Here is a 15253-nt window from a genome sequence, read left to right as displayed (position 1 = left end):
GAACCGCTGTGAGCCAGATCCCGACCCTCGACATCACCCGTTTCGACAGCGACCGCGAGGCCTTCGTGGCCGAGCTGGGCGCGGCCTACCGCCAATGGGGATTCGCGGGCATCCGTAACCACGGCATCGCGCAGGCCGACATCGACGCGGCCTACGATGTCTTCAAGGCCTTCTTCGCCCTGCCGGACGAGGTCAAGCGCAAGTACCACGTGGCTGGCAGCGGCGGCGCCCGCGGCTACACCCCGTTCGGCGTGGAAACCGCCAAGGGCTCCAAGCACTTCGACCTGAAGGAGTTCTGGCACATCGGTCGCGAGATCGCCGATGACTCCAAGTACCGTGATGTGATGGCGCCGAACCTGTGGCCGACCGAGGTCGAGGGCTTCCGCGAGCGCGGCTACGGCCTGTACCAGGCGCTGGACAACCTGGGTTCGCGCGTGCTGTCGGCGCTGGCCCTGCACATTGGCCTGCCGGAGGACTTCTTCGCCGACAAGACCAACTTCGGCAATTCGATCCTGCGCCCGATCCATTACCCGCCGATCACCACCGACGACATTCCGAACGTGCGTGCCGGCGCCCATGGCGACATCAACTTCATCACCCTGCTGGTCGGTGCCAGTGCCGCGGGCCTGGAAGTGCAGTCGCATGATGGCCAGTGGGTGCCGTTCACTTCGGACGCTGACACCATCGTGGTCAACATCGGCGACATGCTGCAGCGCCTGACCAACCACGTGTACCCGTCCACCATCCACCGCGTGGTGAACCCCCCGGGCGAGCTGGCCCGCCAGCCGCGCTACTCGGTGCCGTTCTTCCTGCACCCGAACCCGGATTTCCTGATCGACGTGCTGCCCTCGTGCATCACCCCGGAAAACCCCAGCCGCTACCCGGAGCCGATCACCGCCCACGGCTTCCTGGAAGAGCGCCTGCGCGAGATCAAGCTGAAGTAATGAGAAGGCCGCCGAAAGGCGGCCTTTTCATTACAGGTAGCGCCAGGCCATGCCCGGCGAGCGCAGCGGAGGGTGTCCGGCAGGGTTGCACCCTGCACCCGCAGAGGCCAGAGCCAGAGCGGCTCTGGTTTTCTGCTGGTCGGGTGGGGCGGTGTGGGTGGGCAGGACACGCCGCAAGTACGTCCCTGTAGGCTCGTAGGCGCCATCCATGGCGCCTGCGGTCCTGCCCACCCACACCGCCCCACCCCCGACAGTTTCCCGGTGACGGTGGGCAAACCCCGCTTCCGGTAGATCCACGCCATGCGTGGATGAAATCTGTGAGGGGGCGAACGGGGAGGGGTCAGATCCCTTTTCCTGCGGAAAAGGGATCTGACCCCGGAACCCAGCCACACCGCCGCCCCCCTGACAGTTTCCCGGTGACGGTGGGCAAACCCCGCTTCCGGTAGATCCACGCCATGCGTGGATGAAATCTGTGAGGGGGCGAGCGGGGTAGGGGGCAGATCCCTTTTCCTGCGGAAAAGGGATCTGACCCCGGAACCCACCCGGAATGCCGCTTCTGCTCTTGCTCCTGCTCTTCTTTTTTCTTTCCGTGGCGGGCGGAACCGCCGCAATGTGTCAGGGGCCGGGCGGGTGGGGTGCGCAGGGGCGCAGGCGCCATGGATGGCGCCTACGAGCTTACATGGACGTACTTGCAGCGTCCCCTGCGCGGCCCACCCGCCCGGCCAACCCAATAAAACCCACCGGGCCGTTCGCGACCAACCCCGCCACGAGGGGCTGCGCCGTTGGCTGAAAATCCATGTAACCGCTTACACGGAAACGGATTTTTGCCATAGCGGGTATCATGGGCGGCTGAGTTCATACAGGAGCCACCGCCATGCGCCGCAAGATCGTCGCCGGAAACTGGAAGCTGCACGGCAGCCGTCAATTCGCCACCGAGCTGCTCGGCCAGGTGGCCGCCGGGCTGCCCAAGGCCGGGGTGGATGTGGTCATCCTGCCGCCGCTGCCGTACCTGGGCGAACTGGTCGAGGACTTCGGCGAGACCGGCCTGGTGTTCGGGGCCCAGGATGTCAGCAGCAATGAAAAGGGCGCCTACACCGGCGAAGTCTGTGCAGCCATGCTGCACGAGGTCGGCGCCCGCTACGGCCTGGTCGGCCACTCCGAGCGCCGCCAGTACCACCAGGAAAGCAGCGAGCTGGTCGCCCGCAAGTTCGCCGCAGCCCTGCACGCCGGCCTGGTGCCGGTGCTGTGCGTGGGTGAAACCCTGGAGCAGCGCGAAGCCGGGCAGACCGAGGCGGTCATCGCCAGCCAGCTGGCACCGGTGCTCGAGCGCGTCGGCGCCGAGGGGTTTGCCAATGCCGTAGTGGCCTACGAGCCGGTCTGGGCCATCGGTACCGGCAAGACCGCCAGCAAGGAGCAGGCCCAGCAGGTGCACGCCTTCATTCGTGGCGAAGTCGCGCGCATGGATGCTAGAATCGCCGATTCACTGCCCATTCTTTACGGCGGTAGCGTGAAACCCGACAATGCCGGGGAACTGTTCGCGCAGCCGGATGTCGATGGTGGGCTGGTCGGCGGCGCCTCGCTGGTGGCCGCGGATTTCCTGGCCATCGCGCAGGCGGCGGCACACATTTAGTCAAGACAGCCGGCTCAGCGTCGGCATAACAGTCCGAGGGCGGGTTTCCAATGCTGATGTTGATCCTCAATGTCGTCTACGTGCTGGTGGCCGTAGCCATGATCGCGCTGATCCTGATGCAGCGTGGCTCGGGCGCGGCGGCGGGCTCGGGCTTTGGTGCCGGCGCCTCGGGGACTGTGTTCGGCGCGCGCGGCGCGTCCAACTTCCTGTCCAAGTCCACCAAGTGGCTGGCCGTGGTGTTCTTCGGCATCAGCCTGTTCATGGCCTGGTACGCCGGCCATGGCACCCGTCCGGCGGCCGACCAGGACCTGGGCCTGATGTCCGCCCCGGCGGCCAGCGCCCCGGCCGTCCCGGCGGGTGAACTGCCGGCCGCGCCGAAGGCTGCGGAGGTCCCGGCGGCACCGGTTCCGGCCGCCACTGTGCCGGCTCAGGCGGAAACTTCCACTTCTGGTGAAGAAAAGCCGTCCGAAGGCTCCCAGAAAGACTGAAGCCGGTTACAATACGCGGCGCATCGGGATGTTGGTCTGATGTGATCGTTTGCCCAGGTGGCGGAATTGGTAGACGCACTACCTTGAGGTGGTAGCGACTTAGGTCGTAGGGGTTCGAGTCCCCTCTTGGGCACCATTTGTAAGTAAAGCGGGTTCTCCTGGCGCGCAATGCACCAGCCGTTTCCCGTCCACTCCCCCATGCCAAAGCGCCTGCAGGCGCGGCGGCAGAGGCAAGAGAGAATCGCTGTGCTGGCCGAATATTTGCCGTCTCTGCTGTTTCTGATCGTCGCCACCGGTATCGGCATCACGCTGATGCTGATTGGTCGATTCCTCGGCCCCCGCCGCCCCGATCTGGAAAAGCTGTCGCCGTACGAATGCGGCTTCGAGGCCTTCGAAGACGCGCGCATGAAGTTCGACGTGCGCTACTACCTGATCGCGATCCAGTTCATCGTCTTCGACCTGGAAATCATCTTCATCGTGCCGTGGACCCAGGTCTTCATGGAGCTGGGCGCCCGTTCGCTCGTCACCATGGGCCTGTTCGTCGGCATGCTGTTCCTCGGTTTCATTTACGTCTGGAAGAAGGGAGCGCTGGAATGGGAGTGATTCAGACTCTCGATGGCCTCATGAACAACCCGGTCCCGGAAGGGCGGGTGGATGACATCCTGCGGCCGGAAGGCGACAACCCCCTGCTGGAAAAGGGCTTTGTCACCACCAGTGTCGATGCTCTGCTGAACTGGGCACGCACCGGCTCCATGTGGCCCATGACCTTCGGTCTGGCCTGCTGTGCGGTGGAAATGATGCACGCCGGTGCGGCGCGTCTGGACCTTGACCGCTACGGCGTGGTGTTCCGTCCGTCGCCGCGTCAGTCCGACGTGATGATCGTGGCCGGCACCCTGGTCAACAAGATGGCCCCGGCGCTGCGCAAGGTCTACGACCAGATGCCGGACCCGAAGTGGGTCATCTCGATGGGCAGCTGCGCCAATGGCGGCGGCTACTACCATTACTCCTATTCTGTCGTGCGCGGCTGTGATCGCGTGGTGCCGGTGGACGTCTATGTCCCGGGCTGCCCGCCGACCGCCGAGGCGCTGGTGTACGGGATCCTGCAGCTGCAGAAGAAGATCTGGCGTACACAGACCATCGCCCGCTGACCCTTTTCACCTGACAAGAGCGCGCCAAGCCCCCATGGCAGAGCAAGCATCCTTCATCGACCGACTCTCCGCACGTTTCGCTGGTGCGAAGGTCATCGTGGTCGAACCCCGCGGCGAAGTGACGCTGGAGGTGCCTGCGGCTCAGTGGCACGCCACTGCCCTGGCGCTGCGTGACGAGTTTGGTTTCGAGCAGGCCGTGGACCTGTGCGGCGTCGATTACCTGGGCTACGGCTCGGACGAATGGGACACCGCCGACGTTTCCTCGCAGGGCTTCAGTCGTGGCGTGGAAGGCAAGGCGCAGGGCCGCTTCGCCTGGGGCGAGTTCCCCAGCGAAGAAAACGGTGCCGATGGCGCCCGCCCGCAGCACATGCCGACCCAGCGTTTCGCCGTGGTCGCCCAGCTGCGCTCGTACCAGCACAACCTGATGTTGCACCTGCGCTGCTTCGCCCCTGACGAAGCACTGCCGGTGGTGTCCTCGCTGACCGGCATCTGGCCGGGCCTGAACTGGTTCGAGCGCGAAGCGTTCGACCTGTACGGCGTGATCTTCGAAGGTCACCCGGACCTGCGCCGGATCCTGACCGACTACGGTTTCGTCGGCCATCCGTTCCGCAAGGACTTCCCGCTGATCGGCAACGTCGAAGTCCGCTACGACGAAGAAAAGAAGCGCGTGATCTACGAACCGGTCACCTCGGTGGAGCCGCGCGTCGGCGTGCCGCGCGTGATCCGCGACGACGCCCGTCTGCAGACCGCAGAAGGTGAGCGCGCGCAGGAGGCAGTGAAGTGAGCCACGTACACCAGGCTGGCGAAGCCTTCGCCAGCAACCCCGCCGAAAGCCGGCAGGAAATCCGCAACTACACCATGAACTTCGGCCCGCAGCATCCGGCCGCCCACGGTGTGCTGCGCCTGATCCTGGAAATGGACGGCGAAACCATCATGCGTGCCGACCCCCACGTGGGCCTGCTGCACCGTGGTACCGAAAAGCTGGCCGAGTCCAAGCCGTTCAACCAGTCGATCGGCTACATGGATCGCCTGGATTACGTGTCGATGATGTGCAACGAGCACGCCTACGTGCGCGCGATCGAAACCCTGATGGGTATCGAAGCGCCCGAGCGCGCGCAGTACATCCGCACCATGTACGACGAAATCACCCGCATCCTGAACCACCTGATGTGGCTGGGCTCCAACGCGCTCGATCTGGGCGCCATGGCGGTCATGCTGTACGCCTTCCGCGAGCGCGAAGAGCTGATGGACTGCTACGAAGCGGTCTCCGGCGCGCGCATGCACGCGGCGTACTACCGTCCGGGCGGTGTTTACCGCGACCTGCCGGACCACATGCCCAAGTACAAGGAATCGCGCTGGCACAAGGGCAAGGCGCTGAAGCAGCTCAATGCTTCGCGTGAAGGCTCGCTGCTGGACTTCCTGGAGAACTTCACCAACGAGTTCCCGGGTCGCGTTGACGAATACGAAACCCTTCTGACCGACAACCGTATCTGGAAGCAGCGTACGGTCGGCATCGGCGTGGTCAGCCCGGAACTGGCCCACCAGTGGGGCATGACCGGCGTGATGCTGCGCGGCTCGGGCGTTGCCTGGGATCTGCGCAAGAAGCGTCCGTACGCCAAGTACGATGCCGTCGATTTCGACATCCCGCTGGGCAAGGAAGGCGACTGCTACGACCGTTACCTGGTCCGCGTTGCCGAAATGCGCGAATCCAACCGCATCATCAAGCAGTGCGTGGCGTGGCTGAAGGCCAACCCGGGCCCGGTGATGGTGAAGAACTTCAAGGTCGCTCCGCCCAAGCGCGAGGACATGAAGGACGACATGGAAGCGCTGATCCACCACTTCAAGCTGTTCAGCGAAGGCTATTGCGTGCCGGCCGGTGAAACCTATTCGGCGGTGGAAGCCCCGAAGGGTGAGTTCGGCTGCTACCTGGTCTCCGACGGCGCCAACAAGCCCTTCCGCGTGCACCTGCGTGCCCCCGGCTTCGCCCACCTGTCCTCGATCGATTCGATCGTGCGCGGCCACATGCTGGCCGACGTGGTGGCCATGATCGGTACCTACGATCTGGTGTTCGGCGAGGTTGACCGGTAATGCCGTCCGCCACGCCAACGCCCGCTGCAGGCAGCCGGCGCAAGCCGGCGCCGCAGTCTCTGGAATTTCACGTTATGCATTTCGCTGAGGTCGGCCGATGAAGGCGACAGGTAATTTCGAGGCGGCGCGCGACGTCGACCCGATGGTGGTGCTGAGCGACAAGACCCGCGCTCACATCGATCACTGGCTGTCCAAGTTCCCGCCGGACCGCAAGCGCTCTGCCGTGCTGCAGGGCCTGCATGCGGCCCAGGAGCAGAACGAGGGCTGGCTGACCGACGAGCTGATCGCCGGCGTGGCCAAGTACCTGGACCTGCCGCCGGTGTGGGCCTACGAAGTGGCCAGCTTCTACTCGATGTTCGAGACCGAGAAGGTGGGCCGCAACAACGTGGCCATCTGCACCAACATCAGCTGCTGGCTCAATGGCGCCGAAGACATCGTGCGCCATTGCGAGAAGAAGCTGGGCATCAAGCACGGCCAGTCCACCCCGGACGGCCGCGTCTACCTCAAGCGCGAGGAAGAGTGCCTGGCGGGCTGCGGTGGCGCACCGATGATGGTCATCAACGGTCACTACCATGAGCGTCTGACCCTGGAAAAGGTCGACGAGCTGCTGGACGGGCTGGAGTAAGGGCATGGCACATCACCACGAATCCAAGGGTCCGGTCGGCCCCGCGCCGCTGCCGCACCAGGTGGTCTACACCACCCTGCATTACGACACCCCGTGGTCGTACGAAAGCTACCTGAAGACCGGTGGCTACGCCGCCCTGCGCAAGATCCTCGAAGAGAAGATCCCGCCGGAGCAGGTCATCGAGATGGTCAAGGCCTCCGGCCTGCGCGGCCGCGGTGGCGCTGGCTTCCCGACCGGCCTGAAGTGGTCCTTCATGCCCAAGGGCAACATGCAGAAGTACATCCTCTGCAATTCGGACGAATCCGAGCCGGGCACCTGCAAGGACCGCGACATCCTGCGCTACAACCCGCATTCGGTGGTGGAAGGCATGGCGATCGCTTGCTACGCCACCGGCTCGACCGTGGGTTACAACTACCTGCGCGGTGAGTTCCACCACGAGCCGTTCGAGCACTTCGAACAGGCCCTGGCCGACGCCTATGCAAATGGCTGGCTGGGCAAGAACGTGATGGGCTCGGGCGTGGACATCGACATCTACGGTGCCCTGGGCGCCGGCGCCTACATCTGCGGCGAAGAAACCGCGCTGATGGAATCGCTGGAAGGCAAGAAGGGCCAGCCGCGCTACAAGCCGCCGTTCCCGGCGAACTTCGGCCTGTACGGCAAGCCGTCCACCATCAACAACACCGAAACCTACGGCTCGGTGCCGGCGATCATCCGCAACGGCCCGGAGTGGTTCAAGGGGCTGAGTCTGACCGGCAACGGCGGCCCGAAGTGCTTCTCGGTGTCCGGTTGCGTGCAGAACGGCGGCAATTTCGAAGTGCCGCTGGGCACCACCTTCGACGACCTGCTGGAAATGGCCGGTGGCCTGCGTCCGGGCCGCACCCTGAAGGGCGCGATTCCGGGCGGCGTGTCCATGCCGGTGCTGACCGCGGCCGAGCTGAAGGGCCTGCCGATGGACTACGACACCATCCGTGCGCTGGGCTCCGGCCTGGGTTCGGGCGCCGTCGTGGTGCTGGATGACAGCGTGTGCTGCGTCAAGTTCGCCTGCCGCATCAGCCAGTTCTTCCACAAGGAATCCTGTGGCCAGTGCACCCCGTGCCGCGAAGGTACCGGCTGGATGCACCGCGTGCTGGAGCGCATCGTCGCCGGCAAGGCCACGATGGAAGACCTGCACCAGCTGAAGGCAGTGGCCGGCCAGATCGAAGGCCACACCATCTGTGCGTTCGGCGAAGCGGCTGCATGGCCCATCCAGGGCTTCCTGCGCCAGTTCTGGGACGAGTTCGAGTACTACATCGTCAACGGTCATTCGATGGTTGACGGCAAGAAGGTGGAGGCAGCCGCTGCATGAGCGCGCAACCCGTAAATCCGAGCGTCCCACCCGATCACGTCACCATCGAGATCGATGGCAAGTCGCTGGTCGTGCCCAAGGGCTCGATGATCATCCAGGCCGCCGACAAGGCCGGCATCTCCATTCCGCGCTTCTGCTACCACGAGAAGCTGCCGATCGCCGCCAACTGCCGCATGTGCCTGGTGGACGTGGAGAAGTCGCCGAAGCCGGCGCCGGCCTGCGCCACCCCGGTGATGGACGGCATGAAGGTCGCCACCCGCAGTGAGAAGGCGCTCAAGTTCCAGCGTTCGGTGATGGAGTTCCTGCTCATCAACCACCCGCTGGACTGCCCGATCTGCGACCAGGGCGGCGAATGCGAGCTGCAGGACGTTTCGCTGGGCTATGGCCGTTCGGTCAGCCGCTTCAACGAGCGCAAGCGCGTGGTGCCCGACGAGGACATGGGTCCGCTGGTCGCCACCGAAATGACCCGCTGCATCCAGTGCACCCGCTGCGTGCGCTTCACCGCCGACGTGGCAGGCACCTATGAACTGGGTGGCATGTACCGCGGCGAGAACCTGCAGATCGGTACCTACGACGGCAAGCCGCTGACCACCGAGCTGTCCGGCAACGTGGTTGACGTCTGCCCGGTTGGCGCGCTGACCAACAAGGTGTTCCAGTTCCGCGCCCGCCCGTGGGAACTGACCGCGCGCGAATCGCTGGGCTACCACGACGCGATGGGTTCGAACCTGTTCCTGCACGTGCGTCGCGGCGAAGTGCTGCGCACCGTGCCGCGCGACAACGAAGCGGTGAACGAGTGCTGGCTGTCCGACCGCGACCGCTATTCGCACCAGGGCCTGTACAGCGAAGACCGTGCGGTCAAGCCGCTGCGCAAGGTCAATGGCGAGTGGAAGGAAGTGAGCTGGGCTGAAGGCCTGGCCGCGGCTGCCGAGATCCTCAAGGCCCACCAGGGTGACCACCTGGGCGTGCTGGTGCATCCGTCCACCTCCAACGAGGAAGGCGCGCTGCTGGCCCGCCTGGCCAAGGGCCTGGGCTCGAACAACATCGACCACCGCATCAACAACCGCGACTTCTCCGACGCCGCCACCGCGGAAGTCTTCGGCCTGCCGCTGGCCGAGATCGAAGGCGCCGACCGCATCGTCGTTCTGGGCAGCAACATCCGCCACGAACTGCCGCTGCTGCACGCCCGCCTGCGCAAGGCGCAGACCACCAAGGGCGCGAAGATCCACGTCATCAACCCGGTTGATTTCGATTTCGCCTTCGGCATCGCCGGCAAGCAGATCGTGGCCCCGTCGAAGTTCGTCGAGGCGCTGGCCGACCCCGAGCTGCGTTCGGCAGTGCAGGGCGGTAGCAACACCGTGCTGATCGTCGGTGGCATCGCCGAAAACCACCCGCAGGCCGCCGCGATCCGCGCCGCTGCGCGTGATTTCGCTGCCGCCACCGGCGCCAAGCTGTGCCGCATCCCGCAGGGCGCCAATGCCGTGGGCCTGACCCGCGCCGGCGTGCTGCCGGCCGGCAAGGACGTGGCCGCCATGCTGGCGCAGCCGCGCCAGGCTTACGTGGTGTACGGCCTGGAACCGGGCCTGGACTTTGCCGACGCCCCGGCCGCGCGCAAGGCGCTGGTCGGTGCCAAGGTGGTGGCTTTCAGCCAGTTCGCCTGTGTTTCCACCCGCGACGTTGCCGACGTCATCCTGCCGATCGGCGCGCTGCCGGAAATCGACGCCACCCTGACCAACCTCGATGGTCGCGAGCAGTCGGCCCGTGCCGGCGGCAAGCTGCCGGGCGAGGCCCGTGAAGGCTGGCGCGTGCTGCGTGCGCTGGGCGGTGACATGGCCCTGGCCGGTTTCGACTTCACCGACCTGGCCGGCCTGCGCGCCAGCCTGGCCCCGGTGTCGGTCGCCGTGGCCGCTTCGGCCCAGCCGGCCGTTGCCGGCGAAGGCCTGGAAGTGGCTTCGACCGCTGCGATCTACCGCACCGATGCGGTGGTCCGCCGCGCGCCGGCGCTGCAGTCGCACCCGCTGAACAACGCCCCGCGCATCGTGCTGAACGCTGAAGATGCCGCGCGCCTGCAGCTGCAGGAAGGGCAGATGGCCAAGGTCGGCACCGATGCCGGCAAGGCCACCCTGCCGGTGGTGGTCGACGCCCGCGTCGCTGCGGGTTCGGTCTGGATTGAATCGGGCCACGGCGCGACCGCGCCGCTGGGTGCCGCTCGCGTATCGGTGGTGGCTGCATGAACGAATTGCTGTTGAACGCGGTCGACCCGCTGCACCAGTGGCTGCTTGCCCTGGGTGACATCGGCGCGCTGATCTGGATCATCCTGAAGATCCTGGTGATCGCCGTGCCGGTGATCGTCTCGGTGGCCTTCTACGTGGTCTGGGAACGCAAGCTGATCGGCTGGATGCACGTCCGCCACGGCCCGATGTACGTGGGCATGGGCATCTTCCAGGCCTTCGCCGACGTCTTCAAGCTGCTGTTCAAGGAAGTGCTGCAGCCGAGCAGCGCCAACAAGGCGATCTTCCTGCTGGCGCCGCTGATCACCCTGGCCCCGGCTTTCGCGGCCTGGTCGGTGGTGCCCTTCGATTCGCAGATCGTGCTGTCCAACGCCAATGCCGGCCTGCTGTACCTGCTGGCGATGACCTCGCTGGGCATCTACGGCATCATCCTGGCCGGTTGGGCATCCAATTCGAAGTACGCGTTCCTGGGTGCCATGCGCGCCTCGGCGCAGATGATCAGCTACGAAATCGCCATGGGCTTCGCCCTGGTCGGCGTGATGATCGCGGCGGGCAGCCTGAACCTGAGCAACATCGTGATGGCGCAGGCCGGCAGCTCCGGCTTCTTCGACTGGTTCCTGCTGCCGCTGTTCCCGCTGTTCGTCATCTACTGGGTGTCGGGCGTGGCTGAAACCAACCGCGCGCCGTTCGACGTGGTGGAAGGCGAATCGGAAATCGTGGCCGGCCACATGGTCGAGTACTCCGGCGGCGCCTTCGCGCTGTTCTTCCTGGCCGAATACGCGAACATGATCCTGATCAGCTTCCTGATCTCGATCTTCTTCCTCGGCGGCTGGCTGAGCCCGATCCAGGGCTGGGTCGACCTGGGCAACATCTCGCCGCTGGTCGACTGGATCTGGAAGGGCGGTGCACCGTGGCTGTTCGTCAAGGTGTTCTTCTTCGCCAGTGCCTACATCTGGTTCCGTGCCAGCTTCCCGCGCTTCCGCTATGACCAGATCATGCGCCTGGGCTGGAAGGTCTTCATTCCGCTGGCCATTCTGTGGATCGCGGTTACCGCCGTCATGGTGTTCTTCGGCGTGATTCAAAAGGGCGTCTAAGTGATGAACAGGATTACCCATTACTTCAAGAGCCTGCTGCTGCTCGAACTGCTGGCCGGTCTTTGGCTGACGCTGAAGTACAGCTTCAAGCCGAAGTACACGATGATGTACCCGATGGAGAAGTTCCCGCAGTCGCCGCGCTTCCGTGGCCTGCACGCGCTGCGCCGTTACCCCAACGGCGAAGAGCGCTGCATCGCCTGCAAGCTGTGTGAGGCGGTCTGCCCGGCGCTGGCCATCACCATCGACTCGGCCAAGCGCGAAGACGGCACCCGCCGTACCACCCGCTACGACATCGATCTGTTCAAGTGCATCTTCTGCGGCTTCTGCGAAGAAAGCTGCCCGGTGGACTCGATCGTCGAAACCCACATCCTCGAGTACCACTTCGAGAAGCGTGGCGAAAACATCGTTACCAAGCCGCAGCTGCTGGCCCTGGGCGACCGTCTCGAAACCGAGATCGCCGAGCGTCGTGCCGCCGATGCCGCTTACCGCTGAGGTCGAGAGATGGATTGGGTAAATATCGCTTTCTGGGTGTTCGCCATCGCGGCAACGGTTTCGGCCGGTGCGGTGATCAGCGTGCGCAACCCGGTTCACGCCGTGCTCTGCCTGGTGTTGACCTTCTTCTCCATTGCCTGCGTGTGGCTGCTGGTGGGCGCCGAATTCCTCGGCGTGGCGCTGGTGCTGGTCTACGTGGGTGCGGTGATGGTGCTGTTCCTGTTCGTGGTGATGATGCTGGACATCGACCCCAGCAAGATGCGCGAAGGCTGGGTGCGTTACCTGCCGGTGGGCCTGGTGGTTGCCGTGGCCATGCTGGTGCAGATGCTCATCCTGATCGGCGTGAAGGGCAGGGCGGTCAACGCCTTCCCGGCCGACAACGCCGCCGCGCTGGCGGCTGACAGCTCCAACATCACCTGGCTGGCACGCACGCTGTTCACCGAATACCTGCTGCCGTTCGAGTTCGCCGCCGTCATCCTGACCGTGGCCGTGGTGGCCGCCGTCATGCTGACCCTGCGCCGCCGTACCGGCGTGAAGAGCCAGAACCCGGGCGACCAGACCATGGTCAAGGCCGGCAACCGCCTGCGCATGGTCAAGATGGGCGCAGAGCAGCCGGTCGTGCACAGCAACAGCAAGCCGGCCGCCGGCGAGGAGACCCAGCCGTGATTACCCTTGGCCACATGCTTGCGCTGGGCGCGGTGCTGTTCGCCATCAGCCTGGCCGGCATCTTCCTGAACCGGAAGAACGTCATCGTGCTGCTGATGTCGATCGAACTGATGCTGCTGTCGGTGAACGTGAACTTCGTTGCGTTCTCCCGCCAGCTGGGTGATCCGTCCGGCCAGCTGTTCGTGTTCTTCATCCTGACCGTCGCCGCTGCCGAGGCCGCCATCGGCCTGGCGATCCTGGTGACCCTGTTCCGTACCCGCCGCACGATCAATGTCGGCGAAGTCGATTCGTTGAAGGGCTGATCCACAGATGGAAATCACTCTCTCCAAGAGTCTGTTGATCGCAGTGGTGCTTGCACCGCTGTTCGGCAGCATCATCGCCGGCCTGTTCGGTCGCCAGGTCAAGCGCTTCGGCGCGCAGACCGTCACCATCCTCGGCGTGGCCATCAGCTGCGCCCTGTCGATGTACACGCTGTACCAGCTGCTGTGGGGCGGCGCGCAGCCGTTCAACCAGAACCTGTACACCTTCTTCGAAGTCGGCCAGTACTCGGCCCACGTCGGTTTCATGGTCGACAAGCTCACCGCCATGATGATGGTGGTGGTCACCTTCGTGTCGCTGCTGGTGCACATCTACACCATCGGCTACATGGAAGAAGACCCGGGCTACCAGCGCTTCTTCAGCTACATCTCGCTGTTCACCTTCTCGATGCTCACCCTGGTGATGAGCAACAACTTCCTGCAGCTGTTCTTCGGCTGGGAAGCGGTGGGCCTGGTGTCGTACCTGCTGATCGGTTTCTGGTTCAAGCGCCCGACCGCGATCTTCGCCAACATGAAGGCGTTCCTGGTCAACCGCGTCGGTGACTTCGGCTTCCTGCTGGGTATCGCCGGCGTGCTGTGGGTGTTCGGCACCCTGGACTATTCGCAGGTGTTCTCGCAGGCCGGCGTGCTGGCCAGCCCTGAAGCCAAGATGCAGATCTGGGACGGCACCCTGTTCGGCATGCAGCTGCTGAGCGCGCCGGTGGTCTGGTCGATCGCCACCGTCATCTGCATCAGCCTGTTCATCGGTGCCATGGGCAAGTCGGCCCAGGTTCCGCTGCACGTGTGGCTGCCCGATTCGATGGAAGGCCCGACCCCGATCTCGGCACTGATCCACGCCGCGACCATGGTCACCGCGGGTATCTTCATGGTCACCCGCATGTCGCCGCTGTTCGAGCTGTCGCAGACCGCGCTGAACTTCATCCTGTTCATCGGTGCCACCACGGCCTTCTTCACCGGCCTGATCGGTATCGTGCAGAACGACATCAAGCGCGTGGTCGCGTACTCGACCCTGTCGCAGCTGGGCTACATGACCGTGGCACTGGGCGTGTCGGCTTATTCGGCCGCCGTGTTCCACCTGATGACCCACGCCTTCTTCAAGGCGCTGCTGTTCCTGGGTGCCGGTTCGGTCATCATCGCCATGCACCACGAGCAGGACATGCGCAAGATGGGCGGCCTGCGCAAGTACATGCCGATCACCTTCATCACCATGTGGATCGGTACGCTGGCCCTGGTCGGTACGCCGTTCTTCTCCGGCTTCTACTCGAAGGACACCATCATCGAGGCGGCCGAGATCCACGCCCACATGCAGCACACCTGGGTGGCCACCTACGGTTACTGGGCAGTGCTGGGTGGCGTGCTGGTCACCAGCTTCTACAGCTTCCGTCTGCTGTTCCTGACCTTCCACGGTCCGGAGCGCTTCCGTGACGCGCACCACGACGACCATGGCCACGGCCATGACGATCACCACGCGGCCGATGCCCATCATGCTGATGCGCACCACGGCGATGCCCATGACGACCACGGCCATGGCCACGGTCCGCATGAGCCGCACGAAACCCCGTGGGTGGTGACCCTGCCGCTGATCCTGCTGGCCATTCCGTCCATCGCCATCGGTTTCTTCAGCATCGGTCCGATGCTGCATGGCACCGACTGGGCCGGCCACCACGCGCACGCGGCCATCAAGGGCCAGGTCAACACGTTCTTCACCGGCATCGTCGATTTCTACGATCCGGCCAAGAACACCGTGGCCTTCCTGGGTGAAGAGTTCCATGGCCCGGTGGCGTTCGCGCTGCACGGCATGATGCTGCCGCCGTTCTGGCTGACCCTGGCGGGCTTCCTGCTGGCCGCGCTGTTCTACCTGTGGAAGCCGGACCTGTCGGGCAAGGCACGCAAGACCTTCGCCCCGCTGGTGTCGGTGCTGGAAAACAAGTACGGCTTCGACAAGCTGTGGATCGATGGCTTTGCCGGCGGCAGCGTCAAGCTTGGCAAGGTGTCGCGCTGGATCGACAGCAACATCGTCGATGGCGTGGTCAATCTCTCGGCACGTGTTGTGGACGTCGCAGCCGGCGTGCTGCGTCGTACCCAATCCGGTTTCCTCTATCACTACGCCTTCGCGATGATCATCGGCCTGATTGCCCTGCTGGGCGTGCTGATGCATTACCTGCGTTGATGACCTGTACGGAATAAG

Annotated in this window: 15 protein-coding genes and 1 tRNA gene; all 16 read left to right on the top strand. The window is 64.7% G+C overall.

The features are described 5' to 3' along the window. Nucleotides 1-8: 8 nt before the first annotated feature. The 16 genes from C1930_RS13695 (at nt 9) to nuoL (ending at nt 15235) form a co-directional block, all read left to right on the top strand. A complete protein-coding gene (locus tag C1930_RS13695; protein WP_108771962.1) occupies nt 9-944 on the top strand; it encodes a 2-oxoglutarate and iron-dependent oxygenase domain-containing protein in 936 nt (311 codons plus the stop codon). Nucleotides 945-1818: 874 nt separating this feature from the next. Then, entirely contained in the window at nt 1819-2574 is a 756-nt protein-coding gene (gene tpiA / locus C1930_RS13690; RefSeq protein WP_108756779.1) for a triose-phosphate isomerase, read from the top strand. Nucleotides 2575-2624: 50 nt separating this feature from the next. Next, nucleotides 2625-3062: a preprotein translocase subunit SecG gene (gene secG / locus C1930_RS13685; RefSeq protein WP_108750224.1), complete on the top strand. Its 438-nt coding sequence runs from the start codon at nt 2625-2627 to the stop codon at nt 3060-3062. Nucleotides 3063-3113: 51 nt separating this feature from the next. After that, nucleotides 3114-3198 (top strand) — tRNA-Leu (locus C1930_RS13680). Between the two features lie 110 nt (nt 3199-3308). Further along, nucleotides 3309-3665: an NADH-quinone oxidoreductase subunit A gene (locus C1930_RS13675; RefSeq protein ID WP_079222613.1), complete on the top strand. Its 357-nt coding sequence runs from the start codon at nt 3309-3311 to the stop codon at nt 3663-3665. Further along, nucleotides 3656-4210: an NADH-quinone oxidoreductase subunit B gene (locus tag C1930_RS13670; RefSeq protein ID WP_079222612.1), complete on the top strand. Its 555-nt coding sequence runs from the start codon at nt 3656-3658 to the stop codon at nt 4208-4210. The genes C1930_RS13675 and C1930_RS13670 overlap by 10 nt, the downstream gene beginning before the upstream one ends. A 34-nt stretch (nt 4211-4244) precedes the next feature. Next, nucleotides 4245-4994 carry an NADH-quinone oxidoreductase subunit C gene (locus tag C1930_RS13665; RefSeq protein WP_108753694.1) on the top strand — a complete coding sequence of 250 codons (750 nt, stop codon included), beginning with the start codon at nt 4245-4247 and terminating at the stop codon, nt 4992-4994. Continuing rightward, nucleotides 4991-6298 carry an NADH-quinone oxidoreductase subunit D gene (locus C1930_RS13660; RefSeq protein WP_108753693.1) on the top strand — a complete coding sequence of 436 codons (1308 nt, stop codon included), beginning with the start codon at nt 4991-4993 and terminating at the stop codon, nt 6296-6298. The genes C1930_RS13665 and C1930_RS13660 overlap by 4 nt, the downstream gene beginning before the upstream one ends. A 97-nt stretch (nt 6299-6395) precedes the next feature. Beyond that, nucleotides 6396-6923, top strand: coding sequence for an NADH-quinone oxidoreductase subunit NuoE (gene nuoE / locus C1930_RS13655; RefSeq protein ID WP_108750221.1), 528 nt, complete (start codon nt 6396-6398; stop codon nt 6921-6923). A 4-nt stretch (nt 6924-6927) separates the two neighbouring features. Then, nucleotides 6928-8268 carry an NADH-quinone oxidoreductase subunit NuoF gene (nuoF, locus tag C1930_RS13650; protein WP_108750220.1) on the top strand — a complete coding sequence of 447 codons (1341 nt, stop codon included), beginning with the start codon at nt 6928-6930 and terminating at the stop codon, nt 8266-8268. Further along, a complete protein-coding gene (gene nuoG / locus C1930_RS13645; RefSeq protein WP_108771961.1) occupies nt 8265-10499 on the top strand; it encodes an NADH-quinone oxidoreductase subunit NuoG in 2235 nt (744 codons plus the stop codon). The genes nuoF and nuoG overlap by 4 nt, the downstream gene beginning before the upstream one ends. Next, nucleotides 10496-11590 (top strand): NADH-quinone oxidoreductase subunit NuoH, encoded by a 1095-nt coding sequence (gene nuoH / locus C1930_RS13640; RefSeq protein WP_108753691.1) that lies wholly within the window; start codon nt 10496-10498, stop codon nt 11588-11590. Before nuoG ends, nuoH begins: the two co-directional genes overlap by 4 nt. A gap of 3 nt (nt 11591-11593) precedes the next feature. After that, nucleotides 11594-12082 carry an NADH-quinone oxidoreductase subunit NuoI gene (nuoI, locus tag C1930_RS13635; protein ID WP_108750217.1) on the top strand — a complete coding sequence of 163 codons (489 nt, stop codon included), beginning with the start codon at nt 11594-11596 and terminating at the stop codon, nt 12080-12082. Between the two features lie 9 nt (nt 12083-12091). Beyond that, entirely contained in the window at nt 12092-12748 is a 657-nt protein-coding gene (locus C1930_RS13630; RefSeq protein ID WP_108771960.1) for an NADH-quinone oxidoreductase subunit J, read from the top strand. After that, the gene (gene nuoK / locus C1930_RS13625; RefSeq protein ID WP_006381125.1) at nt 12745-13050 is read left to right on the top strand and encodes an NADH-quinone oxidoreductase subunit NuoK; all 306 of its coding nucleotides are present in this window, start codon (nt 12745-12747) and stop codon (nt 13048-13050) included. The genes C1930_RS13630 and nuoK overlap by 4 nt, the downstream gene beginning before the upstream one ends. Before the next feature lie 7 nt (nt 13051-13057). Further along, entirely contained in the window at nt 13058-15235 is a 2178-nt protein-coding gene (nuoL, locus tag C1930_RS13620) for an NADH-quinone oxidoreductase subunit L (protein ID WP_108756777.1), read from the top strand. Nucleotides 15236-15253: the final 18 nt, after the last annotated feature.

It is taken from the genome of Stenotrophomonas sp. SAU14A_NAIMI4_8 (assembly GCF_003086695.1).
In the GTDB taxonomy this organism is placed as follows: domain Bacteria; phylum Pseudomonadota; class Gammaproteobacteria; order Xanthomonadales; family Xanthomonadaceae; genus Stenotrophomonas.
The sequence above is the reverse complement of the archived record's forward strand: the minus strand, read 5'-3'. Positions and strand labels throughout refer to the sequence as shown.

What these genes read in the sequence shown, in the direction of transcription:
- nuoH (WP_108753691.1), top strand. Translation starts at nt 10,496, where the DNA reads ATGAACGAATTGCTGTTGAACGCGGTCGACCCGCTGCACCAGTGGCTG.
- C1930_RS13665 (WP_108753694.1), top strand. Translation starts at nt 4,245, where the DNA reads ATGGCAGAGCAAGCATCCTTCATCGACCGACTCTCCGCACGTTTCGCT.
- nuoI (WP_108750217.1), top strand. Translation starts at nt 11,594, where the DNA reads ATGAACAGGATTACCCATTACTTCAAGAGCCTGCTGCTGCTCGAACTG.
- nuoG (WP_108771961.1), top strand. Translation starts at nt 8,265, where the DNA reads ATGAGCGCGCAACCCGTAAATCCGAGCGTCCCACCCGATCACGTCACC.
- nuoE (WP_108750221.1), top strand. Translation starts at nt 6,396, where the DNA reads ATGAAGGCGACAGGTAATTTCGAGGCGGCGCGCGACGTCGACCCGATG.
- secG (WP_108750224.1), top strand. Translation starts at nt 2,625, where the DNA reads ATGCTGATGTTGATCCTCAATGTCGTCTACGTGCTGGTGGCCGTAGCC.
- nuoL (WP_108756777.1), top strand. Translation starts at nt 13,058, where the DNA reads ATGGAAATCACTCTCTCCAAGAGTCTGTTGATCGCAGTGGTGCTTGCA.
- C1930_RS13670 (WP_079222612.1), top strand. Translation starts at nt 3,656, where the DNA reads ATGGGAGTGATTCAGACTCTCGATGGCCTCATGAACAACCCGGTCCCG.
- nuoF (WP_108750220.1), top strand. Translation starts at nt 6,928, where the DNA reads ATGGCACATCACCACGAATCCAAGGGTCCGGTCGGCCCCGCGCCGCTG.
- tpiA (WP_108756779.1), top strand. Translation starts at nt 1,819, where the DNA reads ATGCGCCGCAAGATCGTCGCCGGAAACTGGAAGCTGCACGGCAGCCGT.
- C1930_RS13630 (WP_108771960.1), top strand. Translation starts at nt 12,092, where the DNA reads ATGGATTGGGTAAATATCGCTTTCTGGGTGTTCGCCATCGCGGCAACG.